This window comes from Photobacterium sp. AWH4_225, from assembly GCF_056158405.1.
In genome coordinates this window covers 1,401,817-1,425,276 of sequence record NZ_JBSWTF010000004.1, presented here as the reverse complement: position 1 = coordinate 1,425,276, position 23,460 = coordinate 1,401,817, and the positions used below count along the sequence as shown (strand labels likewise).

The following is a 23,460-nucleotide window of genomic DNA, read 5'->3' as shown; positions in this document are numbered from 1 at the left end:
GAACAGATGTATATCCTTAAGCCATATAGTCATACAATAGTATTTTTTAGTAGGAGTCTGAAATGACTAAACCAGTAATTGGTTTCATCGGTCTTGGCCTTATGGGCGGCAACATGGTTGAGAATCTTCAAAACCGTGGTTACGAAGTTAACGTAATGGATCTTAACAAAGATGCAGTTGCTGCTGTTCTAGCTCGTGGCAACGCTTCTGAAGCTGCTTCTGGTAAAGAACTAGCTGAGAAAAGTGACATCGTTATGCTTTGCCTAACAACTTCTGAAGTTGTTGAGAAAGTAGTTTACGGTGAAACTGGTATCCTAGCGGGCATGTCTGAAGGCAAAACGCTAATCGACTTCGGTACTTCTATCCCAGCTTCTACTAAGAAGATCGGTGCTGACCTTGCTGAGAAAGGCGCAGGCATGATCGATGCTCCTCTAGGCCGTACTCCAGCTCACGCTAAAGATGGTCTTCTGAACATCATGGCTGCTGGTGACATGGAAACTTTCAACAAAGTTAAGCCAGTTCTTGACGAGCAAGGCGAAAACGTATTCCACCTAGGTGCGCTAGGTTCAGGTCACGTGACTAAGCTTGTAAACAACTTCATGGGTATGACGACTGTTGCAACTATGTCTCAGGCGTTCGCAGTAGCTAAGCTAGCAGGCGTTGACGGCCAGCAACTATTCGACATCATGTCAGCTGGTCCTTCTAACTCTCCGTTCATGCAGTTCTGTAAGTTCTACGCGGTAGACGGCGAAGAGAAGCTAGGTTTCTCTGTTGCTAACGCAAACAAAGACCTTGGCTACTTCCTTGCTCTATGTGAAGAGCTAGGCACTGAGTCTCTAATCGCTCAAGGTACTTCTACTAGCCTACAGGCTGCTGTTGATGCAGGCATGGGTAACAACGACGTACCAGTTATCTTCGACTACTTCACTAACCTTAAGAAGTAATTCGAACATAATTTAAAAAACGGCGCTGCAGCTTATGGCTGCAGCGCCGTTTTTGTTTTTGGTGTAAGCCGAAACCTGATAAAACTCCGGCCATTGAAAACGAGTTCTGTCTCTTTGATAAAACCAAAGCGAGTAATCGCTCTCCAATTCTCCCTTGTAGGGGGAAACAAGGCGGTAATGGATTTTAGGTTCAGCTCGACAAAAGCAATACGTTCAAAAATTTCAAAAACTTTAATGCCATAGCCCCAAAAGTCAGGATGTAACACCAACGCAAAATCTGCTTCTCCGTTTTCAGGTTGCAGACCACCCCACCCGGCAAATTCCCCATTGATGACTAGAGCCCACGGGCCATATCCATACTCATCCCAAAGCTGTTGCTTCGCCTCAAGGAAAGCCGTGCAATTTTCTTGCGTAAAAACACCGGTCAACAACGGTAGCTGTGCCCTAACTTGATCATTGTTCATCAAGTCGATGAGCTTTTCCCTTTCTACGTCCCATAGCGAGACTAACTGTATATTACCCATAGTTCGTTTCTCGGGTCATAATGCAAATATTCTATATAAATACCGACATAGAGCCTGATGACATGTCCAAACTCAAATACGGCGTTTTAAGCCTTCTAGGCGTACTTTTTCTGATTGGCTGCAGTCCGTCAAGCAGCACCTCCTCCACTGACTCACTTTCAAGTAATCAGCCCATTACCGCAAGTGAAAGAAATATTGCTCAATGGGTAGATATCAAAATATTAGCCCCCGAGGGACTTTCGCTTGAGCAGGACAATATCCACTACCTAACAGGCCAAGCCGATCTTAACAACGATGGGATTGCTGAGCATTTCGTGTTGATACAAGACAGCTATTTTTGTGGCAGCGGCGGTTGTACCGCGGTCATCTTCGATAATACTGGCAACATCATCAGCCAGATGTCTGTTGTCAAACCGCCTGTACTGCTGGCTGACAGTACGAGTAACGGCTGGCAGGATTTCCTAGTATGGAGTAATGGAGCGTTTCGCTTGATGAAAAATAACGGGAGTTCGTATCCAACGAATCCGTCACTCGAGCCAGAGTTCGACAGGGGCACCGACCAGCAAGCAGCGATGAAGAAAGTCGCCGAGACCGAGCTATACCAGCAGGATGGCTACGATTTAGAGCCCTTGAGTAGCACCGCAATATGGTCTCCGGCGAGCGTTTATCGCTTTACGTTCAAACATTACGGCGATCCACAAGCGGTATATCACGCCCAAGTCGATGCGAAAAGCGGCTCAATCGATATCAAGCCGAGCTCATCGCAGTAACCCAAGAGCTTTGCTTTGCTTTGCTAACGGGAACCATAAAAGTTCAAATGACTGTACGCCATTTGAACTCCTGTTATTTAGGTATCAAGTAATCTCTATCTAACTGTCAGTGACCAACAGCCTGATTCGCCAATTTCTCCGGTTTATCGAAAATAGCAAATTTTGTGATCATCTGTTCAGAGTCTTCATTCATACCCACAACATCAACCTCTGAGCCAGCTTCCATGAACTTGATAACCACCTTATCCAGCGCGCCAACAGCGGTAATATCCCAGAAATGTGCATCGGACAAGTCTATCGTGACGTACTTGGTCGGGTGCTTAAAGTTAAACATATCAATGAAATTGTAGGCAGATGCAAAGAAAATCTGTCCGTGTACCTTATGGATTGTATGCTCATTGAGAACCACAATATCATCCGTCACTTTCATGATCTTGCGGCTGTGGTTAGCGTAGAACACCGTTGAAACCACGACACCCACCACGACCCCGATTGCCAAGTTATGGGTCAGTACAACAGTGACAACCGTCGATATCATCACCGCATTAGCATTGAGCGGATGATGTTTGATATCAAGGATCGACTTCCAGGAGAAGGTGCTAATCGAGACCATGATCATCACAGCCACCAATGCTGCCATCGGAATCTGCTTAAGGTAATCGCCCAAGAAAACAACCATGACCAACAAGAAGATACCCGCCGACAGTGTTGACAGACGCGTCCTGCCACCAGAATTCATATTGATCATCGACTGGCCTATCATTGCACAACCTGCCATCCCCCCAAACAGGGCAGAGACCATATTTGCGACCCCCTGACCTTTGCATTCGGCATTGTTATCACTGGGTGTATCAGTAATGTCATCAATGATTTTTGCGGTCATCATCGACTCCAGCACGCCGACCACAGCTAAGGCCAATGAGTAAGGGAAAGTTATCTGTAATGTGTCGATGGAAAACGGCACATTCGGCAGCAGGAAAACAGGTAGCGAGTCAGGCAGTGCGCCCATGTCACCAACAGTGCGAACGTCTAGCTTGAACATCACCGTAATTACGCTGATAGCAATGATACACACCAACGGTGATGGCAATAGCTTGCCAATTTTAGGGATGTAAGGGAACAAATAGATGATACCCAGCCCTGCACCTGTCAGTGCGTATACATGCCAAGTTACGCCAGTTAACTCTGGTAATTGCGCCATGAAAATAAGGATAGCGAGGGCATTAACAAAACCGGTCACAATAGAACGCGAGACAAACCGCATTAAATCGCCCAACTTGAGCAGTCCGATGATGTATTGCAGGATCCCGGCAAAAAATGAGGCAGCTAATAGATACTCAAGGCCATGCTCTTTCACCAGTGTTGTCATGAGCAAAGCCATAGCACCGGTCGACGCTGATATCATGCCAGATCGTGACCCTGTAAAGGCAATGACTACGCAAATTGAAAAAGAAGCATACAGACCTACTTTAGGGTCTAAGCCTGCAATGATGGAGAAGGCGATAGCTTCTGGTATCAAGGCCAATGCCACCACGACTCCTGATAATAAATCTCCCTTGATGTTGTTGAACCAATTTTCTTTGTAAAAACTCAGCATAATATCTCTTTTTTATTTCATGTATTTAAAGCGAACGGATGAGAGATATTATGGTTATGGCGGCGTGATAATATTCTTACCCTCCGATTAAATAAATAACAATAAAACAGCGATAAAAATGATGGCAATAATGATCAGATTGAGGTATTTAAAATGAAGGAAATCATCACTGATAACAAAGTCTATTCCATCTATTGATTCGTTTATTTCATCAATATTTTCAAAGTACAAGTCAAGCTCATATTCATCATGTTTCAATATATGACCCTTTTATTGGCGAATGCAAAGTCCTATAGCACCGATGGGGTGGGAAAAAGGTGCTATAGCTCATTAACTAATTGAACTTAAACCTATAATAAAGCTCAAGATCTTTATCCATTAGCTTGAGGGCTTTCTTGGCTAAACCTGTTGGGTTACGACGTCCTTGCTCCCAGCTTTTAATAGTTTCCAGGCTGAGTCCAAGCGCTTCGGCAAATTCATGCTGGCTGACCTTCAGTCGCATTCTTATAGACTTGATATCAATATTTTCACTATGACATTCGTTACCCATAATCAACCTCCAGTCAACACAGGGGGTACATTGTACTCAATGCTTTTATTATTACAACTATTCATTTTAGAATAAAATGATCATCTAACTTTTCAAATTCATAAGTTGAAATAGTATCATTTTGAGGTAATCATATATAACACCTTCAACGACCACTTAATAAAACAATATTTTTAAAAGGTTTAAATAATATGAAGTATACTCATGTCACTGAATTGAATGAACTTAGTGAGGAGGCAAAAGCATTTCTTGTGTACTTTGTATCACAAGACTTAACCAATGTTGCGGATAAACTGTATTTTTTAAAGTATGACATCCCCTTTGGAAACCAAATGATCAAGTACATGACAACCTTTAAAAACGATTTAAACGGGCGCCTTGAGTACTGGATAGTATTCGATAATGATCAAGCTATCGGAGTTGCCCAACGACTTACGTATGATGATGATTTCGAAACCTCGTTTATCCACTTCCGAGTCAACCCAGCATCAGACCGATACCTCAACGCTAGAATCGCAGGTATGCCCCCGATAGACATGGACTAACATCCCTCCAAGCCCACAAAGACATGACAATTTAATAGATAAATAGGGTGACTAAATTTGATGAGTATTAGCGGTTTTAAGATTCGTGCACTAAGGCTTCACAGTAAGATGAAAAGTGAAGAATGCGCCAGCCACCTTGATATTACAACAACTTACCTATCATTGATCGAAAACGGAAAACATACCCCCTCAAGAAAAGTCATCAGCAAAGCCGCCCGCTTGTTTGATATGCCCCCGAGCTACTTTCTCGAATTATCAGAACCACTTCGTGAAGCCATAGCGGTTTCCAATAACCTCAATGATGTCGAAAAGCTTTACTTGAGTTCTATGCTGCTTAAATGAAAATGGCGATACTCGGCCGTTAAGAATAGCCTGACAGGCTTATTTCCTTTCCGTTGGGAAATTGAAGTGACACCCATTCCTCGTCACTGACAATGACCTGACATCCTCGCCATATGGCGAGGATTAGTGTGTCAATCCTGATGACAGGTGCTTGATAACAAGTGCTTGATTATAAATATCTTGGGCGGTTAGACGGTATAGTAAAGAAGGCTTACCCTGACACTTAGAAATACACGCGGAAGCCCGCTCTCGCTTCTAGTTCAATATCCAGCTCGTCCAAGTACACCGCAGGGGTTAAATCAACATAGAACCCCATAGGGCGCACACGGAACTCCGCACCGATACCCGGCGTGATCGCCACATAATGCTTGTTGCGATCAACATACTGACCACCAAGAAACAGGTACAAAGGTGTACCCTGCACCCCATAGGTTTTATTTACGCCGACACCAAACTGATCATCCAGGCTGACATTGATCCGAAACCCGTTGTGCTTCATATCCACGCCCCAGAACGGGTCGCCGACTGAAAGGCCGATACCTGTCTCGGCTTTAGCACTCATAGATGCACACATCCCAAGCGCCAGTAATAACGTCATTATCTTTTTCATAATATTTCCACTGCGATAAAAGCCGAAATATTAAAGCGACGAAAACGATTAAATGTTAAGAGAGAAGAGAATTAACCGACATTTTACAGTGCCGGTTATTATTTAAACTTTGTTGGTCAATGACCAATCAAAATAGCAGCACAATATATCTCACCCCGCAATTGTCGCAAAATGACCTATCAAAGAGTTTTTTTAAGTTGCTACGATCTTAGCCAAATTGATAGCGACTATCCATTGGTCACTGTCATTGGAATCACTGTTAAGGTCCATAATGAATAAAACACATCTAGTGCTTATTAGCAGTTTGCTTACCAGTCATATTGCCGTTGCAAATTCGCCAGCAAACACCGAATTCCCAACTCAGGCTATCCAACCAAAGACACATGCCGAGCCAGTAGATTATCCGCAGTTTAGTCATATTTTATCCTCATCAAAACTACAAATTTCGACACCATACGCAACACCTGGAAGTAAATATGAACTAGCAAAGACAGGGGATTTTGAAGGTATTATCAACGAACATTTTTATGTCGATAGCCAAAGTCAGGCATTAGTATTCAATATGGCTGGCTATAAGTTAAGAAATGAACTCAGAGTGCTCGACAACTTCAGCGTTAGCGAGCCCACACTATCATATCGCTTGCGCGCAAAACTGCTCCCGATAGCTCCAGAAAAATCGGTTGAGAATAGCCCTTCAGGAAAGAAAGAAATCACCTACCTGCAAGTTCATAATAAAGGTAATGACGAACGTGGTAACGGATATATCCCACACCCTTTAACAAGGATCACCTGGGAACTTGAGCGCAATGGACAACATGGACACTACTGGGCTGTACTAAAAACAAACGCATTAGATTGCAGTAAAGGTAGTAAGCATCATGAAAGCCTTGAATGTAAGCACGCATACCAGCATGTGGATTTAGGCCCTGCTGATTTAGTCAATCCAACCGATTTCGATATTCATGTCGGAGGCAATCACTTGGTGATCAAAGTCAATGATGAAGTAAAACTCACTCACAACATTAGGTATTGGCAAAACTTACTTAGCTACTTCAAGGCTGGGGTATATAACCAATTTGAGAATGGTAAAAGCGAAGCGCATTTTTACCAGTTGGATTATATTATCGAACGCTGATTCACCCTTGGGTTATTAAAGGCTCGCCAAGTCGAGCCTTTAACTCTAGGGACTATTTCTTACCGCGTATGGCTTTGAAGGTTTCAAAAACGAACGTCACCAAGCCACCTGCGGGATTTGAATTGGCATAATCATCCAGCGGTGCCAAAAAGTTCGACTTGAACTTCTCAACGGCTTCCTCTGGGGAGTCTGCGTAAATCACATCTCCCTCAACCTCAAATCCAATTTCCAACAACTGCAGCTTCTCATTACTAAAGCTTTCACTCTCCATCTCTAAATAAGTGAACGCTTTACGGTTTGAATCTGGCTTACAAAAGAACTGGTACTTTGCCATTCTGATTTCCTTATTGTTATTAATTGAAGTTGAGCCTCTGAGACTGTTTTCAAGCAACTATCACTCTATTAAATTCCATACAACAGAACACAAACACAGCATATTTTTGCGACACGCTCGAAACACTTTGACGACTGTCAGCCTTCAAATCTCCCTTACAGCCCCCAAAATCCCAAGATAGAGACATAAAAAAGGCCCACCGAAGTGAGCCTTACTATCAATGGATAACTTATCTTTATATCAATGCATGACGACAGCGAGCCGATACCCATTCGGATACCACCACGGTGGCAAGAATAGAGATGAAAATCACCGTCACCTGCGGCCATGCCAGTACCGCCATCGATTCCTGAAGTTTCAGGCCGATACCACCTGCCCCCACCAAGCCCAGCACAGTCGATTCACGAATGTTGATATCCCAGCGGAAAATCGAAGTACCAATAAAATTAGGCAATACCTGCGGCATCACGGCGTAATCAAGAATTTGCAGTGGAGATGCCCCCGTGGCGGTGATAGCTGCTACCTGGGTTTTGTTCACCTCTTCAATCGCCTCGTACATCAGTTTGGCGACAAAGCCAATCGAGCGAAGGGCGATAGCAATGATCCCTGCCAGCAAGCCTGGCCCCAATACTGCCACCAGCAACAAAGCCCAAATCAACGAGTTAATCGAACGGCTCGCCGCAATAATGTACAGAGCAACCGGACGGACAAATGCCCTCGATGGCGTGGTGTTCCTCGCCGCTAGGAAAGCTACGGGGAAAGCCATCACGACACCCAGCAATGTACCCAATGTGGCGATATTGAGAGTATCCCATAATGGCTGCCACAACTGCTCCATGTATGACCAGCGCGGCGGCCACATCCGCCCGGTGATATCTGCCACTTGATTAGGTGCATCGGTAACAAAGAACCACATAGTGTCTTTGTTCATGACCTGCCAGCAATACGTGCACAGTGAAACGAACATCAGCCAGCCGAACCAGCGCCACAAGCTTTCTTTAGCCGAATATTTCTGCCAATGGGACTGGTAGGTAGATTGATAAATAGACATACCGGCTCCTATTGAATGCGGTTACGGATAATGGCCGACACATACTCTGCCAACATGACAAGGCCAATGATGATCAACAAGATAGCGGCTGCCGAGCTGTATTCGTAGCGATCCATCGCGGTGTTCAGCGTCGCGCCAATACCACCAGCACCAACGATACCGATCACTGCCGATTCACGGAAATTAATATCAAGACGGTACATGCTAAGGCCGATAATACGAGGCATCACCTGCGGCTGGATCGCATAATTCACCTGCTGGAACCAGCTCGCACCGGTTGCCTTCATGGCCGTCAGCGCTGCCGGGTCAACTGACTCAATCTCTTCAGCAAACAACTTCGCCAAAAAGCCAATCGTTGCAAAGGTCAGGGTGACGAAGCCGGCGAAGGTACCGAAACCAAACAGGGCAACACACAAAATAGCAATGATGATTTCCTGAAAGCTACGGGCAATCGCCACAAAGCTTCGGCAGAATAAATACACCGGACGTGGTGCCAAGTTACGGGCTGCCCCTAAGCCAAATGGAATAGACAGCAGCACGCCGGCAACCGTAGAGGTCAGGGTCATGGTCAGGCTCTCAACCAGGCCAACACTGATATTTTCCCAGCGGCTGAAGAAGTCTGGTTGCATAAACGCCATAATGAAGTTCCAGCCCCGCTCAGAACCCTCGTAGACGCGCATCCAGTTAATTTCAATTGAGCCGATTGCTATATAAAAATAGATCCCGGCACCAAGCCAAAGTAGCCAGCGCCAAAAAGGCTGGGCAATAAACGGCGGCTTTTTCCAGTGAGTAGGGTAAGTCTGGGCCATTACGCAGGCTCCGCAATTAGCTCGGTAATGACATGAACATCTTCTTCCTCAGGGGTTTCCGATGCACTATTCCAGTCTTCTTCGCCGTAGATCCGGGTAAGGGCATCGTGGCCCAGCTCTTCCGGTTTACCATCGAATACCACCTCACCAGCTTTAAGGCCGATAATGCGGTCTACAAACTGCTTAGCGAGATTCACATCGTGGATATTGATAATCGCCGGTAGCTGGTGCTCGTCGCAGATATCGCAGATTAGGCGCATTACCTGACGGGCAGTGCGCGGATCCAATGCAGCAGTAGGTTCGTCAATCAGCAATAGTTCTGGCTGCTGGGCCAAAGCACGGGCAATACCGACACGCTGGCGCTGACCACCAGAAAGGGCATCAGCACGCTTGTCGGCATGCTCCATCAGGCCAACGCGGTCAAGCAGCGCATATGCTGATTGAATATCTTCACCCGGGTATTTGCGCAGGAAGCTGCGCCAGAATGGTACATAGCCCAAACGGCCGGACAAGACGTTTTCCATCACCGTGAGCCGCTCAATCAAGGCGTATTCCTGGAAAATCATCGCAATTTTACGGCGAGATTGACGCAGTTCACGGCTCCCCAGTTTGGTCAAATCCTGCCCTTTGAACAAGACCTCTCCAGACGTTGGCTCGGTTAGGCGGTTTACACAACGGATCAGTGTTGATTTACCGGCCCCTGAGGGGCCGATAAGTCCAACAACTTCACCAGCTTGGATATCCAACGACACGTTACTCAGCGCTTTATCTTTCGGCGAGTACTGCATCGTCAGTGAACGAAGTTGAAGTGTTGACATGGTAGTTCCTATTAACGGCAAGCGTAAGAGACGTCGTTCGCCTCGTCGATGGTACGGATCACCGCCCAATGCTCTTGGTAAGTAATAGGAATGAATTGTGATTCGCCGTTACGGGAGAACTCTTCTTCTAGCTTGGTGCCTTTCCAGTCAAAGCTGAAGAACGCATCTTGGATCTTCTCTTGCAGTTCTGGGTGAAGGTTGTGAGCAACACCGTAAGCCGTTGTCGGGAATGTCTGAGATGTGTAGATGTTCTTGATGTCAGACTCTTTCACCACTTCACGATCCAACATACGAGTCAGAACAGAGTTCGCAATAGCAGCTGCATCGTAATCTTTGTGGGCAACACCAATGATTGAGTTATCGTGCGCGCCAGAGAAAGCAGGTTTGAAATCACGCTCAGGTTCTAGGTCGTATTCAGCTTTAAGAATCGCAGATGGAGCCTTGAAACCTGAGTTAGACGTTTGAGAGGTGAACGCCAGGTTCTTGCCTTTCAGATCTTCTACTGAATCGATGCCAGAGTCCGGATGAGTGATGATTTCCATTTCGTAACCGAATGAACCATCTTCACCGGCCATAATGGTGAAAGGCACAAAGCCAGAGCAGTTAACCGCTAGCGGGGTAGAGCCTGTGTTGAAACCGGCAATATGTAGACGACCAGAACGCATTGCTTCAATTTGCGCTGCATTGTTCTGTACAGGGAAGAAGCGAACAGACTTACCTGTTTTCTCTTCCATGTGCTCTAGAAACTCACTCCAGACACTAGCGTAAACCGATGGGTCTTCTACTGGCGTGTAAGCAAAAATCAAAGTTGATGGGTTCACCCATTCCGCTTCGTTCTGAGGTAGGTCCGCCGTTAGATTACCCGAGCGATCTTCGTAACGTGCATCCATGGCAAATACTGATGTAGTCAGTACCAGCGTGACTGCTGCAGCTAGTGATTTCTTGAACATATTAATCCCGTGATATATGAGCATGTATTAATTTCATGCTGAATATAGGGATAATGAATGACAGAAAAGCTTAACTTCGATGATGGAAAAAAGACAAGATGTTTCAAAGTATTAAACTGGCACGATAGGCTCGCATTTCACGCAATTACTCACTATTTCGTACCCGTTCAACAAAAATAATCGCTAAAGACGGACTTATTTCCCAATACCCATACTGGGAAAAGTAACAAAGGTATTAGTAGCTCAACTCAAATTTTACCGCACCGCTATCAATATCCAAGTCGCTATCGTCCACCACAGCACCACCCGCCTCTACGGAGATACTGAAGTCATCGGTCGCATTAAACTTCAGGCCGGCACCGAATTCTGTGGGATCCTGGATATTCTTGTTTTGATAGATGCTGTATTTATCTCGTCCGGTATTGTCTACAGGACGGCTGCCTTGGCCGACAAATTCAAGCGCTTGCTTAGAGTTAGACTCTTCAATAAAGATCTCGCCGAGCTCACGCTCTTTTACCGCGTGCGCACTGCCTGCAATCAATAACATTACCAACAGTCCATGTCGCCATTGACCCTTCATGTATAACCTCACTACTAACCACATACACCCATGGCATATATGGTTGTAAACCATCGCTTTGTGAAAAACAATGCTTATGAGTAATCACACATTCATTTTTGACAAAAACACGCTCAGCATCAATATCTACTATCACGCCGGGTAGATAACACCCAGTGACGCCAGAGCAGAGGCACCGGTCACTTCCGGTACATTACTCGGTTGGCCATGGACACGTTGACGGGCAAGCCAGGCAAAGGCCATCGCTTCCATATAGTCAGGATCGACACCGGCATCTCGGGTATTGGCAACAGACCAATCAGGCAGTAGCTCTGCAAGGCGCTGCATCAGTAGTGAGTTATTCACCCCACCACCACACACCAGTAACTGCGGTTGGTGACCTTGGGCAAAATGCGCTACTTGTTCAACTATTGTCTGAGCGGTGAACTGCAGCAAGGTTGCCTGCACATCAGGCTCCGAGACCACTTCGGCCAAACCAGTAAGTTGGCCTTCTAACCAAGGCAGATTGTAGTGCTCCCGCCCGGTACTTTTAGGATATGGCCGGGACAAGTAAGGATCGGCCATTAGCTTTGACAACAGCGGCTGGTTAACGCTGCCCGATGCGGCAAAGGCCCCGTCTTGGTCGTATTTCTGCCCATGATGAAGATACACCCAGGCATCCATCAGCATATTACCGGGACCGGTATCATAGCCAATCACAGGCAGCTCTGGGCGCAACACCGATATATTGGCAATCCCACCAATATTCAACACCACAGTTGTTGATTCTTGTTGCGAGAATAGCCCCTTATGGAATGCCGGAACCAGGGGAGCTCCCTGCCCGCCAAGCGCCATATCCTTGCGGCGAAAATCAGCCACAGTAGTAATGCCGGTCTTGGCCGCAACGATATTGGCATCCCCCAACTGCATGGTGAACGGATAGTCACCATCAGGTTGGTGGAACACCGTTTGCCCGTGGTTACCCACCGCGGTGACAGTTGCTGCATCAACTCCTGACGTGTCCAGCAATTGATTGACAGCGTCAGCAAATAAATGTCCCAACTGGTGATCCAACTGGCCAATCTGTTTGAGGTTAGTCGCCTGCCCCATACACACATCCAGCAACGCTGATTTCAATGTATCTGGCATAGGGAAGGCATCGGTCGCCAGCAATTCTGGCTTCGCAGCACGCTCGCCTTCCGTGTCAAAGGCAACCAAAGCAGTATCCACCCCATCAAGGCTGGTACCAGACATCACACCAATATATAACTCACGGGTCATAGCGATTCCTTCACTGATTCAGTAATAACAAAGACGCAGTCAAAGAGATGTGATGCCTAGCCTTCTTCCCCAACAGGGCCTTTTTCATTACTGGCCGTCTGGATTGGACGGGCAATATGAGGCGACTGGGTCAACGTTACCTGCATCGACACCACATTATTGATCATATTGAGCAACGACGCCCATTGGACGGTTTTCTCTTTTTCAAACAGGCTATCAAAATTATCCGGCGTCCATTCAACGAATGGCCGAGGATTCAATGCTCGTCCCAAAAAGCGGATCTCGTAATGGAGGTGCGGCCCAGTAGACAGGCCAGTATTGCCTGTCCAGCCAATCAAGTCACCCTTGCGTACAAACTGTCCTCGCTTCACATTGAATTTCTTCATGTGCGAATAGGTCGAAGTGAATCCCATGGTGTGATCAAGCTTGAGGAAGTTGCCGGAGCCCTTGTTGCTTGGCCGGGTAACTTCAACCACCCCATCGGCAGGGGCATAGATTTCAGTACCGGTATTGGCCGCAAAATCCAAGCCCAAATGACGCTTACGCTTACCTGTAACCGGATGGACACGAGTACCGAACTGCGACGACATCCTGATCCCCGGTGTCGGGTTGCCATTGGGGATCATGCGGAACAAGGTACCCCTTACCGCAGAGCTGATCGCTGCACTGTCCACCCGCTCTTCAAGCGTCACCACTTCGCCGTCTTCGGCCGTTTGCAGGCCAAGGATGGTTTCCACATCATCAATACGCAATGACAAGGCATCTAATTCAGCTTTTTTCTCATTGAGCTCAGCAACCAGTTCACGGTTGCTCTCACTTTCCTCAGTCAAGGACGCGCTAAGCTGCTGGGCCTGAACATTAAGTTGGCTCAACTGCTGATTAGAATGCAGGTTATCTTGGTAAAGGTTATAAACACCGTACCCACCAGCGGCTGCCGCTGCCATCACGACCGTCGTGGCAAGGGCGATATAACGTTTCTTAAAACGGTTAATAAGATAATGAGAGGTGCCACGATGATCGGACACCGAAATACAAATATTTTCTGACATGATGACTATTCACGACTCGTCGAGATGTTGCTGCAGATCAGTTAGCTGTTCCAGCTCACGATGTAATAGTTCATCAGTGCCAACATTTAATTCGACCAAACGCCGGAGATGTCCGGCACTTTCTAAATCAATATGGAAGATATGCATACGTAAATAAGCAGCATCATGGTGAACCAACTGGGTTTCCATCCGCAGTTCGATATCAGAGTCGTGTAAGCAAAACGATAAAAAATACTTATCGTCAGCATCTTGCGCAGACCAGCTCTCCGGCTTGGTTAGCAAGATCCCTTGCAGGGACAAGTCCCGGACTTCCGCCTGCCATTCACCATTGGCATTGTTCAGCGTAGCCGGAGCTTGATACAAAATACGACTAAAGTGACGACGTTCAACCATAATCACTGCATTCTTTGTTGTTCTTTTATTAATCTAATTCTAATGATTATTGGCTGATTAGACCAGATTTATCCTAATGCAGAATTAACTATGTCGAGGTTTTATGATCTAAATGCGGATAAGACGTCGCTCAGTGACGAAACGACAACCGAAAAGTGTTTCAATAGTGAGAAAATAAAAATCGCCATTACCTTTGCCTATATTCCAATGACAATATAATGACGATTTTATCAATAGGGTTGCTTATCGAAGCTAGCACACCCAGAAAAGGCCGACACAGCGCTAAGGTTGAAGCAGCTGTAAACTATCAAGACTGATATCTTGCTGGTAATCAACCTCGGCAAAGCCAAAACCATTAAGCTCCATGAAGTCTTGCTTATAGCCGGCATAGTCACCAACTTCGGCAAAATTCTCAGCGTTCATGTCAGCCATGAGTTCACTAACCTGTTGCTGCACCTCGGGAGCCAACTCCCAGTCATCCATACGGATCAGGCGCTGCTCATCGGTTTTCACTCCCCCATCAGCATAAAAGCGCTGATTAAACAGACGCTGCATCTGTTCGATGCACCCTTCGTGAGTCCCTTTTTCTTTCATCACTTTGAACAAGGCAAGGATATAAGGCGTGAAAGCGGGGATGAATACACTCGCCTTGGTCACCAAGGCCTTGCAGACTGCAACATGGGCCTGACCGCCAAGTTCAGCCAACTGTTCATTAAGCACAACAGCTGTGTTGTGCATATGCTCTTTGGCCCTTCCAAGCGTGCCATGATGATAAATAGGATAAGTGACTTCTGGGCCAATATAGGAATATGCTACCGTGCGGCAGCCTTGCGCCAGCACACCTGCCGCTGTTAGGCACTGGATCCAGCTTACCCAATCCTCACCGCCCATGACTTTGACCGTATCGTCGATCTCTTGCTCGGTCGCAGTCTCGACCGTCATCTCTGCCAGACTGTCGGTTTCCAGGTTCAAGGTCGGTCCCACCACCGGTTGGCCAGTGGTTTTGATCACCGAACGCCACATGTCACCAGTTTCTGGATTTGGACGAACACCGGTAGCCAAGCTGTACACCACAAGATCAACCTTACCGCCGAGATCATGTTTGATCGCCTCGATCACTTGCTGTCGCACTTGCTCAGAGAACGCATCACCCACAATATTGGTCGCAATCCGGCCGACTTTCTCCGCTTCTTGTTTGAAGAAAATATTGTTGTACCAACCGGCGCTTCCCACACCTTTCTCATTAGGGCCACGCTCAAACGACACCCCAATGGAGTCAGCCTCAGCACCGCCAAACGTATGGGCAATCCGTGACGCCAAACCAAACCCAGACGATGCACCGAGTACCAAGACCCGCTTGGCGCCCCCGACAATAGGCTTCGCTTGCTTCACATAGTCAATTTGCTTTCGAACGGCCTGCTGGCAGCCATAAGGGTGGGCAGAGCGAGCTACTACGCCTTTAATCACTGGCTCAATAATCATTGTTCACTCCAAACTGAGATCAAAAACCAAGAACTTAAATCGAATATTGATGCCACCCTATCGGAAATTCATGGCGAGCAATAGCAGGGAAATCAATAAATGCCCTCTCTGGGCTATTTGATGAAATGTTGTTTCTCGTGATCGAGCAACCACACTTTGATATCCAACCCTCCCGCATAGCCAGTCAGCTTGCCAGAACTACCGATCACCCGGTGGCAGGGAACAATAATCGGGACTGGATTTTTACCATTAGCAGCCCCTACAGCACGCACCGCCTTCGGGTTACCAATATGATTAGCGATATCGCCGTATGAACAGGTATCACCATATTCGATACCGTTAAGAGCCTGCCAAACCGTTTTCTGAAAAGCGGTACCTGCCATATCCAACTCGATATCAAAGTGCTCCCTTTGGCCGGTGAAGTACTCAGCCAACTGCTGGCAGCAACGCTCGGTGATCTCAGAAGGTTGCTGCTGCGTTTCTGGATCGGCATCAAATTCAATGGCGGTAACTGCACTGTCGCTTGCCAGTACATTCAGCCAGCCAATGGGGGTGTTGATCAGTTGGTTACTCATAGTGTTTTCCATAAATATAAGGTCAAATAACTCTGCCACGGCGCGGCCAGTTCCGGTTGGCAAGGTGGTAGTTCAGGGCTCTCGAAGCATTGCTCTTCTCGTTTCTGAAGCGCTTTTTTTACCCCCAAGTCACCGACAAGAAAGATATTGGGATCGCTCAAGCCACGCATTTTAAGGTAATCCACCGTCCATGGGCCAATACCCGGCAATGACAACAAATCATTTGGTTCATCAATGCCTTGCTCAGACACATACCGGGCAAACACCCGCAAGGTTTCTCGGCGGCGCTCAGGCATCCCCAGCTGATTGAGGTCATACCCACAAAATGCTTCCGGCTCAGGGAAAAACAACCGCCCACTGTGGTTGTCCGGATTCATCAGGATGAGCTTCTCAACTAAATTCCGCGCCGCTTTTACCGATACCTGCTGGCCCAGTATGGCTCTGATACCCGCCTCGAAAGGGCTCCAAGTCCCCGGCAAACGCAAGCCAGTTTGAATCAGTGGCTGTCCCATTGCCTGTTCTATCGCACGGTCTATCACACCAGAGTCAGCGTCCAAGTCCAAACAGCGACGAATATTGGCAATAGCGCGGGGGAGGCATTGGAGATCAGCAAGGTTTAACTCTACGCTAAAGCGTGATTTATCCGGCTCATGGACAGCTGTAAACCACCCTTGGCCATATTCCTTACCGAACGTGCGGCCGTAGCTGTTTTCATCCAGCCATTCCAACCCTTCAATCAGGCGAGAGGCAAAGAAATCCTGCACAGAGGGCCAGTCATAGGGCGGGCGGTAGGACAAACTCACCGTTACCGTTTGGATGTTTTCCTCTTTACCCCCGCCCTCCTGAGCCTCATTAAGCTGCTTGCGTACTTGCGACGGGGTGAGCGAGAAATGCTTCTGGAAACAATCATTGAATCGGCGGATGCTATTAAACCCACTCGCCAACGCTATATCGGTAATAGGCAATTGGCTCTCATGCAGCAGCTTTTTCGCCAGCAGGCACTGCTGGTAAAGGCTATACGCCTTGGGCGACAAGCCCATCTCCTCATTAAACAGCTGCCTTAAATAGCGATCGGTTACACCAAGCCTTTCTGCTAACTGCACCAAGTCACCATCAATCAAGGCGCCTTCATCAATCAAACGCTGAGCACGAACAAACGTTGTACTCTTGCCCTGCCAAGCAGGCGAGCCCGGCGCACTGTCTGGCCGGCAACGCAAGCAAGGGCGATAGCCAGCCTGGGCAGCAGCGACTGCTGACGGGAAATACTCAACATTCTTTTCCAGCGGGGAGGGAGCCGGGCAAATAGAGCGGCAATAAATGCCTGTGGTTTTTACCGCAGTGAAGAACAGTCCGTCGTAGCGTCTGTCCCTTGCCAAGCGGGCTTGCTGACATTGTTCGGGAGTCATCATGAACGAGTGTCCTTGGGCTCTAGTTAATTTGAAGGGTGACAATTTATTCTTTCAGTCTACCCCGCCACAAGGACAATACTAGCCATTTTCGGAACTCAATCATTTCTAGCATTTCATAATAACTGAATTGGTAAAACCCAAGCAAAAAACCACACCAATCGCTTTCGCCGCTATTTCGTTTTATGTATCATCACACTTATGAGCAGTTTTAAAACATCTGTAGCTCACGCAGCTACGCACAATAATCTTCTAAACGTACCTTGGTAACCACCCCATCAAAGACCAAGTTATATCCAAATCTCACATTTGTACGTTTAATATTAAGAGGTTATTGTGTCTCTAACTGTATTCATTTCTTTATTTGTCGTCACACTACTAGGCACCTTGACACCGGGACAATCAGTCATCATGGTATCGAGAAACACACTGGCAGGCGGTAGACGCCACGGTATTGTCACAGCCATCTCCCATGCTGTTGGCGTCGGTATTTATGCTGCATTGTCATTAGCCGGTCTCGCGATGGCCCTGAAAAACTCTCCAGTCTTTTTTCACTCCATCGCCTATGCTGGAGCAGCCTACCTGGCTTATCTTGGCGTGTGCTCGTTGCGCTCCAAGGGCGGGCTTTCTGACATGATCACTGCGGGCAAAGAAAACACCCTGCTCCAGTCTGCCCGTGACGGCTTTCTGATTTCCCTCCTCAACCCGAAAATTATTATTTTCTTCCTAGCGCTGTTCAGCCAGTTTGTTGCTGATGGCAATGACTTCATTAGCCGCCTGATCATTGTTCTTACACCTGTTGTGCTCGATGCGCTATGGTATTCATTCATTGCTTGTGTTCTATCACGGCCAAATACCATGACTCGCCTGCGCAACCATGCCCTGCTCATCGATCGCTTATCAGGCGCTGTTCTGCTTGGACTCGCCGTCAAAGTCATCATGATATAGAGAGTAGGGAAACGAACGCCTGAAAACAAACAGCCCCGCATATAGCGGGGCTGTTTTGCTCATGTCTATTAATAATCAACTTTCACATGAACATGCCACTTAAAAATTAAGTCTTAAGACTGAAGTTTAAAATTTTCAGTCTTAAGACTGAAGTTTATCAATAAGAAAAGACCCATACTGAAGTCGTGTAGAAAAATGCTGTACTACATGGCCTGAATCAATATATTTAGTAATAAGGAATTTCAAAATGAAATATTCAGCAACAGCAGCATCACTATTAATTTTACTTGGCGTAATGTCTTCCGCACAAGCTGATGAGCGTTCAGCACAAGTGCATGTAATGGAAACAGTTGAAGAGACATGTAATATTGGATTGAAATTCGATATTTGGGATCCGAATGAAAGCGGCGTTGCTGATAAATACCGTGAAGTCTTCAGTGACATGGGTGTACAAGGTGAAATTAACCTACTTGACAGCGATTACCAAAATATTACAGGTGCTGTTGTATGTAATGCAGCAAATGGATATAAAGTGTCGTTAAGAGTTGGTAATGGTAGTTTTGTTAATGGTTCAAACAATGGCGCCAGCTCAGTTACATACTCAGTCGAATCTGACTCATCAGGTTTCAGTAGCAATATGAGTAATACTTTTATAAATATAACTGGACCAGCAGATCCTAACGGTGTTTATCCGGTGGCGGAATCTACAAGCAATGAGAAAGAAACATTTAGGCTAAAACTTAAAGATTATAGTTTTAGTGGCAAGGAAGCTGGTACATATAGTGAAGATTTCACCTTTACTATCAGCACTATCTAAATCATACCTGAGGGGAGTGAGCTCCCCTCAAATAACAGAGAATTTAGTTATGATGAAAATCAACATAATTATAATCGCTATCCTAATATCTAATCTTGCGAATGCAAACTATAGCATTTCACCAATGAACAGAGAAATATCAATACCAAACAAAACAACAAGTTATACACTTGAAAACTTATCAAACATAAAATCAGCATACATTGTCAGTGCATATACAAGAGAAATTAACGAAAATGGTAAAGAGATTCGTAGAGATACAAATGAACTACGGATTTTCCCTAAAAAAGTAATTTTAGCTCCAGGACAGAAAAAAAAGATAAAAGTAATGTACACCGGTTCAAAATCAATATCAAAAGAAAGATCATATCGAGTAATTTTCAATCAAAAAAATATAGCTGGCGATAATATAGATGTAATGAAAGCAAAATATGAATTCATTACAGCACTATACGTTACCCCTAAGAATGCTGAATATATTCTATCAACAAAAGTAATTAGTAAAGATGATATGTACACTAACATCGCAATATATAACAGTGGGACAAAACATAAAGTTTTAGATGATTGGGAAATTGAACTCATGGATGATAATGGTAATAAATCAATCTATGGTAGTTCTTTACCTGGTATAAATGTACTAGCAAAAAGTGAGGTTTTCTTGAAATTAATAAATAAAGACATCAAATTAAAAGAAGTATCAAATGTTTCATTAATGTATAAATAAGACAAATACTATGCATAGTAAAAACATAGTAGTATTATCACTAGGCATATTAATATCAAATAATGCATCTAGTCAATTATTCGAATTTCCACTCGATGTTAATATCATAGGAAAGCAACTTGAATTAACAGGTTATCTCTCAGAAGAAAATCCAAGTGATTGGTATTTAAGTGGTGATGAACTTTTTTACCATTTAGAGAGTAGCCTTCAGCCAGACCGCTTGGAAGTTCTTCGAGAAAACTTTGTGAAACAAAGAATCAATGCCCAACAGTTAAACAACTTAGGTTGGCTAGCAGAATTTGATGATGCGGAATTGGTTGTAAATATTCAGGTGCCAGTGCAAGATTTAAAGGCTATCGATATAGAATTTTTTCGTCGTAATGCCAGCGCTATCCCGGAAGGGATGTACGTTGCAGAGCCATCTTTGTTTAGCGGTGTTATCAACTACTCCCTTACCCATAACCATAACCTTATCGACACTAGTACATTTGGTGATACCTTATCGCTGAGAAGCGGTATCGCCTTTGGCGCTATCACTCTAGAAGATGGCCACAGCTATTTTGACTCGACCTCCAACAGTAACAAAGGTTGGCAAAGAGACAGTACCAGGCTCATGTACGACTTGCCTAATAATGCCGGTTTTTTACAACTTGGTGACTACCGTATTGAAACGGAAATTCAGCAGTTGTCGGCAGGGGAAATTTTTGGCCTATCTTATTCTTATCAACCAGAATACCTTAAACTAAGCCGCCGGCCCAATATTGTCCCTTTAGTGTTGGAGTCTAGTGCTCTCGTCTCTATCAAAATTAATGGTGAAGATTATCGGACTATTCGACTCCCACCAGGCCAATACAACTTTCGCGATCTTCCCCTTGAAACAGGGGTAAATGAAGTCGAGGTCAGTTACCCAGATCAGTCTGGTACAACAATCACCCAGTATTTTAATATCATTGATCACCCTAGCCTACTTCTACCCGGTGATATTGAAACCCAGTTTGTGGCAGGTTATTTGCAACAATATGACGATGATGGCGTGAAGAAACTGGACGATGATGAACCTGCCGCATCAGCTGTTTTATCTTATGGATTGACTGACTGGTGGACGGTTTCTCCGCATGTTCAGTGGCAAGAAAACTTGGAGACATACGGGCTCTACAACTATTTTTCTATTGGCGATAGTTATTTAACCTTGAATGCTGAGCACAGTGATAGCTCCGGTAATAGAAATTACACCATCAACTCAAGCTTGTACTTCCCTGAGTTACTTTACTCTGTACTGCAGAACAGTACGCTTGGTTACTCCATCAATAAATATGACAGCGATAATTCGATTGACCGGCAAAGCATTCGCTTTAGCTCTGGGGTTAACACACCGTTGAAGAATGGCTACCTCAGCTTTTCAACCAACTTGAACTTTGAGGATAATAACCTTTACAGTAAATCAGCCAGTCTCAACTCCAGCTATACATTTTGGGAAAAGTTTTCTGTCAATGTTAACTACGGTGTCACACAGTATGACGATAGAACTGATCAAAATTTCAGCCTATCACTTTCTATTCCGCTCTCTTTCAATAATATTTGGGGGAACTTGCGAACACGATACTCTGAAACGGACAACCAATTCGAAACCCAGTTATCGGCCTCCAAGTATGACAGTGACTATTCCTGGCGGGGTAGCCTAAATTTTGTCGATGAAAAATATGAAAGTTTAGATGTGTATTACAAACAACGTGGTGATTACGTTAATGGTAATGTTCGCCTAACATCAAGGAATGAAGATTCTGATTTACCTCGTCGAAGTGCCAGTATCGGTATTGAGTCCGCAATCGCTTGGGCTGGAAGTAACATAGCATTCACTTCGCCAATATCGAGCAGTTTCACTATCGTTTCCTTACCTAAAGACATGCAAGGCTATACACTCGCTAAAGAGCGCTACGGCAATTTATCCGTTGTTTCGGCCGAAAACGGAGGGGCTAAAAGCCAAGTGATACCGATTGCCAATAGGGGAAGCCGACGAATTTCTATAAGTGCTGATGACTTGGATTTAGGCACAGAGCTCGCTTTTGATCAGTTTACTTCGTTAGGTGGTATCCGCCGCGGCTCAGCTGTCGAACTTGATGTATTAAAAGGCTACTTTATCTATGGTGTACTCGTCGATAACAACAAAAGCCCAATTCAAAGTAAGGTAGGAGAGCTGATATCAAAAAGTACCAACTCATCTTATACATTTTATACCGGTGAGAACGGCGACTTTGAGCTGGATCTAATCCCTGAAGGAGAGTACGACTTACGGTTGTCAGATGACACCCTCTACTCTAACTCCATTATCGTCAACGGAAAAAAAGCAGAAGATGGGATCTTTATCAATATGAATGAAGTCAAATTAAAAAACGCTTTGTAACCAGAAGCTAGAGTTTCATTCTTAGAGACGTGTAGGCCCAGTTAATCGCTTCGGTTCGATTACTCACTTCAATTTTTTTAAACAGCCTATATAAGTGAGATTTTACAGTGCTTTCACTAATATATAGCTCATTAGCAATCTCATGATTAGACTTCCCTTTGATCAAGCAGTTTAATACTGCCAATTCTTTTTTAGTGATATTGTTATTTACAAGATTGTCATTATCATCTTGTGATGTGCTTAAAGCTTCTATCATCCGAGATAAGTTGATTCGTGTAATCCAACGCTCACCGTTTAGAATCACACTAATTCCTTTTTCTAACTCACTAATATCACAGCCTTCATAAAATACACCAAAACAATGTGGCCAATCAGATGTAATGAGTTCATCGTATTTTTTCTTCGCATTAACAAAGATTATTTTTGCTTGTGACGATCTAAAAATCATTTCTTTAGACAGCCCAACGATATCTGAAATTTTCATATTTTTCAGATCGATAACAATAATTTGTGGAGTGTCAGACAAACAGTCAATATCCCTAACAGACTCTACAAACCTAGGAATATCACCTGTTAACTTCAGAAATGCCTTCTTTAAATCAGAGTTAATGCCATTGTTTAGATAATATATGTCCACAGGGTCTTCCTTGATCCATACTTGATATATAGTCAGCAAGAATCACTACAGCTTACAACAATGAGACTTCACTCATTGATAGCAAAAGTAATAATTTTAATCAACACCCAGAATTAACCAGACAAAATAAATTAAGTCTTTAGTATTAATTTTTCACATAAGGCATAACAAAATAACGTTGCAACAATGAACAACTGCCTAAAAAA

26 protein-coding genes are annotated in these 23,460 nt (G+C 45.1%); 9 read left to right on the top strand and 17 right to left on the bottom strand.

Going from position 1 to position 23,460, the window contains the following annotated elements; all coding sequences use genetic code 11:
* Window positions 1-62 precede the first annotated feature (62 nt).
* Complete coding sequence (locus tag ACXAD4_RS23625; RefSeq protein WP_107301496.1) at window positions 63-944, top strand: NAD(P)-dependent oxidoreductase; 882 nt, start codon at window positions 63-65, stop codon at window positions 942-944.
* A 32-nt stretch (window positions 945-976) separates the two neighbouring features.
* Here the strand turns inward: ACXAD4_RS23625 and ACXAD4_RS23620 are convergent, their stop codons facing one another.
* Window positions 977-1,468: a GNAT family N-acetyltransferase gene (locus tag ACXAD4_RS23620; protein ID WP_475244486.1), complete on the bottom strand. Its 492-nt coding sequence runs from the start codon at window positions 1,466-1,468 to the stop codon at window positions 977-979.
* A gap of 62 nt (window positions 1,469-1,530) precedes the next feature.
* Here ACXAD4_RS23620 and ACXAD4_RS23615 point away from each other — a divergent pair, with 62 nt between their 5' ends.
* Window positions 1,531-2,238, top strand: a complete 708-nt coding sequence (locus tag ACXAD4_RS23615; RefSeq protein WP_475244485.1) for a hypothetical protein — start codon at window positions 1,531-1,533, stop codon at window positions 2,236-2,238.
* A gap of 106 nt (window positions 2,239-2,344) precedes the next feature.
* On the opposite strand, the gene ACXAD4_RS23610 is transcribed toward ACXAD4_RS23615, so the two are convergent.
* Together ACXAD4_RS23610 and nadS are read right to left on the bottom strand one after the other, a co-directional pair.
* The gene (locus ACXAD4_RS23610; protein ID WP_475244484.1) at window positions 2,345-3,835 is read right to left on the bottom strand and encodes a SulP family inorganic anion transporter; all 1,491 of its coding nucleotides are present in this window, start codon (window positions 3,833-3,835) and stop codon (window positions 2,345-2,347) included.
* 334 nt (window positions 3,836-4,169) lie between these two features.
* Window positions 4,170-4,385 (bottom strand): NadS family protein, encoded by a 216-nt coding sequence (gene nadS, locus ACXAD4_RS23605; protein WP_475244483.1) that lies wholly within the window; start codon window positions 4,383-4,385, stop codon window positions 4,170-4,172.
* A 344-nt stretch (window positions 4,386-4,729) separates the two neighbouring features.
* On the opposite strand from nadS, the gene ACXAD4_RS23600 reads away from it, so the two are divergent.
* Window positions 4,730-4,930 carry a hypothetical protein gene (locus ACXAD4_RS23600; RefSeq protein WP_475244482.1) on the top strand — a complete coding sequence of 67 codons (201 nt, stop codon included), beginning with the start codon at window positions 4,730-4,732 and terminating at the stop codon, window positions 4,928-4,930.
* A 60-nt stretch (window positions 4,931-4,990) separates the two neighbouring features.
* Window positions 4,991-5,272: a helix-turn-helix domain-containing protein gene (locus ACXAD4_RS23595; protein ID WP_475244481.1), complete on the top strand. Its 282-nt coding sequence runs from the start codon at window positions 4,991-4,993 to the stop codon at window positions 5,270-5,272.
* A 223-nt stretch (window positions 5,273-5,495) separates the two neighbouring features.
* Here the strand turns inward: ACXAD4_RS23595 and ACXAD4_RS23590 are convergent, their stop codons facing one another.
* Window positions 5,496-5,882: a hypothetical protein gene (locus ACXAD4_RS23590; protein WP_475244480.1), complete on the bottom strand. Its 387-nt coding sequence runs from the start codon at window positions 5,880-5,882 to the stop codon at window positions 5,496-5,498.
* Between the two features lie 271 nt (window positions 5,883-6,153).
* Here ACXAD4_RS23590 and ACXAD4_RS23585 point away from each other — a divergent pair, with 271 nt between their 5' ends.
* Window positions 6,154-7,017, top strand: coding sequence for a polysaccharide lyase family 7 protein (locus tag ACXAD4_RS23585; protein ID WP_475244479.1), 864 nt, complete (start codon window positions 6,154-6,156; stop codon window positions 7,015-7,017).
* 52 nt (window positions 7,018-7,069) lie between these two features.
* Here the strand turns inward: ACXAD4_RS23585 and ACXAD4_RS23580 are convergent, their stop codons facing one another.
* From ACXAD4_RS23580 to ACXAD4_RS23525, 12 genes are all read right to left on the bottom strand, one after another.
* Window positions 7,070-7,351 (bottom strand): hypothetical protein, encoded by a 282-nt coding sequence (locus tag ACXAD4_RS23580; protein ID WP_475244478.1) that lies wholly within the window; start codon window positions 7,349-7,351, stop codon window positions 7,070-7,072.
* A 235-nt stretch (window positions 7,352-7,586) separates the two neighbouring features.
* Entirely contained in the window at window positions 7,587-8,402 is an 816-nt protein-coding gene (gene phnE / locus ACXAD4_RS23575; RefSeq protein WP_475244477.1) for a phosphonate ABC transporter, permease protein PhnE, read from the bottom strand.
* Window positions 8,403-8,410: 8 nt separating this feature from the next.
* Window positions 8,411-9,211 carry a phosphonate ABC transporter, permease protein PhnE gene (gene phnE / locus ACXAD4_RS23570; RefSeq protein ID WP_475244476.1) on the bottom strand — a complete coding sequence of 267 codons (801 nt, stop codon included), beginning with the start codon at window positions 9,209-9,211 and terminating at the stop codon, window positions 8,411-8,413.
* Entirely contained in the window at window positions 9,211-10,029 is an 819-nt protein-coding gene (gene phnC / locus ACXAD4_RS23565) for a phosphonate ABC transporter ATP-binding protein (protein ID WP_475244475.1), read from the bottom strand. The genes phnE (ACXAD4_RS23570) and phnC overlap by 1 nt, the downstream gene beginning before the upstream one ends.
* 11 nt (window positions 10,030-10,040) lie before the next feature.
* Window positions 10,041-10,979, bottom strand: a complete 939-nt coding sequence (phnD, locus tag ACXAD4_RS23560; protein WP_475244474.1) for a phosphate/phosphite/phosphonate ABC transporter substrate-binding protein — start codon at window positions 10,977-10,979, stop codon at window positions 10,041-10,043.
* A 235-nt stretch (window positions 10,980-11,214) separates the two neighbouring features.
* Complete coding sequence (locus ACXAD4_RS23555; RefSeq protein ID WP_475244473.1) at window positions 11,215-11,559, bottom strand: hypothetical protein; 345 nt, start codon at window positions 11,557-11,559, stop codon at window positions 11,215-11,217.
* Between the two features lie 132 nt (window positions 11,560-11,691).
* Window positions 11,692-12,819: an anhydro-N-acetylmuramic acid kinase gene (locus ACXAD4_RS23550; RefSeq protein ID WP_475244472.1), complete on the bottom strand. Its 1,128-nt coding sequence runs from the start codon at window positions 12,817-12,819 to the stop codon at window positions 11,692-11,694.
* Window positions 12,820-12,875: 56 nt separating this feature from the next.
* Entirely contained in the window at window positions 12,876-13,868 is a 993-nt protein-coding gene (locus ACXAD4_RS23545) for a M23 family metallopeptidase (RefSeq protein WP_475244471.1), read from the bottom strand.
* Window positions 13,869-13,877: 9 nt separating this feature from the next.
* Window positions 13,878-14,261 carry a PilZ domain-containing protein gene (locus ACXAD4_RS23540; protein WP_475244470.1) on the bottom strand — a complete coding sequence of 128 codons (384 nt, stop codon included), beginning with the start codon at window positions 14,259-14,261 and terminating at the stop codon, window positions 13,878-13,880.
* A 282-nt stretch (window positions 14,262-14,543) separates the two neighbouring features.
* Window positions 14,544-15,743 (bottom strand): enoyl-ACP reductase FabV, encoded by a 1,200-nt coding sequence (gene fabV, locus ACXAD4_RS23535; RefSeq protein ID WP_475244469.1) that lies wholly within the window; start codon window positions 15,741-15,743, stop codon window positions 14,544-14,546.
* 113 nt (window positions 15,744-15,856) lie between these two features.
* The gene (locus ACXAD4_RS23530) at window positions 15,857-16,318 is read right to left on the bottom strand and encodes a methylated-DNA--[protein]-cysteine S-methyltransferase (RefSeq protein ID WP_475244468.1); all 462 of its coding nucleotides are present in this window, start codon (window positions 16,316-16,318) and stop codon (window positions 15,857-15,859) included.
* Window positions 16,315-17,727, bottom strand: coding sequence for a DNA-3-methyladenine glycosylase 2 family protein (locus ACXAD4_RS23525; protein ID WP_475244467.1), 1,413 nt, complete (start codon window positions 17,725-17,727; stop codon window positions 16,315-16,317). The genes ACXAD4_RS23530 and ACXAD4_RS23525 overlap by 4 nt, the downstream gene beginning before the upstream one ends.
* Window positions 17,728-18,060: 333 nt before the next feature.
* Here ACXAD4_RS23525 and ACXAD4_RS23520 point away from each other — a divergent pair, with 333 nt between their 5' ends.
* The 4 genes from ACXAD4_RS23520 (at window position 18,061) to ACXAD4_RS23505 (ending at window position 22,617) form a co-directional block, all read left to right on the top strand.
* On the top strand, window positions 18,061-18,672 hold the full coding sequence (locus ACXAD4_RS23520) for a LysE family translocator (RefSeq protein WP_475244466.1): 612 nt from the start codon (window positions 18,061-18,063) through the stop codon (window positions 18,670-18,672).
* A 247-nt stretch (window positions 18,673-18,919) separates the two neighbouring features.
* Complete coding sequence (locus ACXAD4_RS23515; protein ID WP_475244465.1) at window positions 18,920-19,489, top strand: hypothetical protein; 570 nt, start codon at window positions 18,920-18,922, stop codon at window positions 19,487-19,489.
* Window positions 19,455-20,216 (top strand): fimbrial biogenesis chaperone, encoded by a 762-nt coding sequence (locus ACXAD4_RS23510; RefSeq protein WP_475244464.1) that lies wholly within the window; start codon window positions 19,455-19,457, stop codon window positions 20,214-20,216. Before ACXAD4_RS23515 ends, ACXAD4_RS23510 begins: the two co-directional genes overlap by 35 nt.
* 10 nt (window positions 20,217-20,226) lie before the next feature.
* Window positions 20,227-22,617, top strand: a complete 2,391-nt coding sequence (locus tag ACXAD4_RS23505; protein WP_475244463.1) for a fimbria/pilus outer membrane usher protein — start codon at window positions 20,227-20,229, stop codon at window positions 22,615-22,617.
* Between the two features lie 7 nt (window positions 22,618-22,624).
* Here the strand turns inward: ACXAD4_RS23505 and ACXAD4_RS23500 are convergent, their stop codons facing one another.
* Complete coding sequence (locus ACXAD4_RS23500; protein ID WP_475244462.1) at window positions 22,625-23,254, bottom strand: LuxR C-terminal-related transcriptional regulator; 630 nt, start codon at window positions 23,252-23,254, stop codon at window positions 22,625-22,627.
* Between the last annotated feature and the right edge of the window lie 206 nt (window positions 23,255-23,460).

What these genes read in the sequence shown, in the direction of transcription:
- ACXAD4_RS23615 (WP_475244485.1), top strand. Translation starts at nt 1,531, where the DNA reads ATGTCCAAACTCAAATACGGCGTTTTAAGCCTTCTAGGCGTACTTTTT.
- fabV (WP_475244469.1), bottom strand. Translation starts at nt 15,743, where the DNA reads ATGATTATTGAGCCAGTGATTAAAGGCGTAGTAGCTCGCTCTGCCCAC.
- ACXAD4_RS23505 (WP_475244463.1), top strand. Translation starts at nt 20,227, where the DNA reads ATGCATAGTAAAAACATAGTAGTATTATCACTAGGCATATTAATATCA.
- ACXAD4_RS23525 (WP_475244467.1), bottom strand. Translation starts at nt 17,727, where the DNA reads ATGATGACTCCCGAACAATGTCAGCAAGCCCGCTTGGCAAGGGACAGA.
- phnE (WP_475244477.1), bottom strand. Translation starts at nt 8,402, where the DNA reads ATGTCTATTTATCAATCTACCTACCAGTCCCATTGGCAGAAATATTCG.
- ACXAD4_RS23600 (WP_475244482.1), top strand. Translation starts at nt 4,730, where the DNA reads ATGACAACCTTTAAAAACGATTTAAACGGGCGCCTTGAGTACTGGATA.
- phnD (WP_475244474.1), bottom strand. Translation starts at nt 10,979, where the DNA reads ATGTTCAAGAAATCACTAGCTGCAGCAGTCACGCTGGTACTGACTACA.
- ACXAD4_RS23550 (WP_475244472.1), bottom strand. Translation starts at nt 12,819, where the DNA reads ATGACCCGTGAGTTATATATTGGTGTGATGTCTGGTACCAGCCTTGAT.
- ACXAD4_RS23590 (WP_475244480.1), bottom strand. Translation starts at nt 5,882, where the DNA reads ATGAAAAAGATAATGACGTTATTACTGGCGCTTGGGATGTGTGCATCT.
- ACXAD4_RS23585 (WP_475244479.1), top strand. Translation starts at nt 6,154, where the DNA reads ATGAATAAAACACATCTAGTGCTTATTAGCAGTTTGCTTACCAGTCAT.
- phnC (WP_475244475.1), bottom strand. Translation starts at nt 10,029, where the DNA reads ATGTCAACACTTCAACTTCGTTCACTGACGATGCAGTACTCGCCGAAA.
- nadS (WP_475244483.1), bottom strand. Translation starts at nt 4,385, where the DNA reads ATGGGTAACGAATGTCATAGTGAAAATATTGATATCAAGTCTATAAGA.
- ACXAD4_RS23625 (WP_107301496.1), top strand. Translation starts at nt 63, where the DNA reads ATGACTAAACCAGTAATTGGTTTCATCGGTCTTGGCCTTATGGGCGGC.
- ACXAD4_RS23515 (WP_475244465.1), top strand. Translation starts at nt 18,920, where the DNA reads ATGAAATATTCAGCAACAGCAGCATCACTATTAATTTTACTTGGCGTA.
- ACXAD4_RS23610 (WP_475244484.1), bottom strand. Translation starts at nt 3,835, where the DNA reads ATGCTGAGTTTTTACAAAGAAAATTGGTTCAACAACATCAAGGGAGAT.
- ACXAD4_RS23620 (WP_475244486.1), bottom strand. Translation starts at nt 1,468, where the DNA reads ATGGGTAATATACAGTTAGTCTCGCTATGGGACGTAGAAAGGGAAAAG.
- ACXAD4_RS23530 (WP_475244468.1), bottom strand. Translation starts at nt 16,318, where the DNA reads ATGAGTAACCAACTGATCAACACCCCCATTGGCTGGCTGAATGTACTG.
- ACXAD4_RS23540 (WP_475244470.1), bottom strand. Translation starts at nt 14,261, where the DNA reads ATGGTTGAACGTCGTCACTTTAGTCGTATTTTGTATCAAGCTCCGGCT.
- ACXAD4_RS23545 (WP_475244471.1), bottom strand. Translation starts at nt 13,868, where the DNA reads ATGTCAGAAAATATTTGTATTTCGGTGTCCGATCATCGTGGCACCTCT.
- ACXAD4_RS23580 (WP_475244478.1), bottom strand. Translation starts at nt 7,351, where the DNA reads ATGGCAAAGTACCAGTTCTTTTGTAAGCCAGATTCAAACCGTAAAGCG.
- ACXAD4_RS23595 (WP_475244481.1), top strand. Translation starts at nt 4,991, where the DNA reads ATGAGTATTAGCGGTTTTAAGATTCGTGCACTAAGGCTTCACAGTAAG.
- ACXAD4_RS23555 (WP_475244473.1), bottom strand. Translation starts at nt 11,559, where the DNA reads ATGAAGGGTCAATGGCGACATGGACTGTTGGTAATGTTATTGATTGCA.
- phnE (WP_475244476.1), bottom strand. Translation starts at nt 9,211, where the DNA reads ATGGCCCAGACTTACCCTACTCACTGGAAAAAGCCGCCGTTTATTGCC.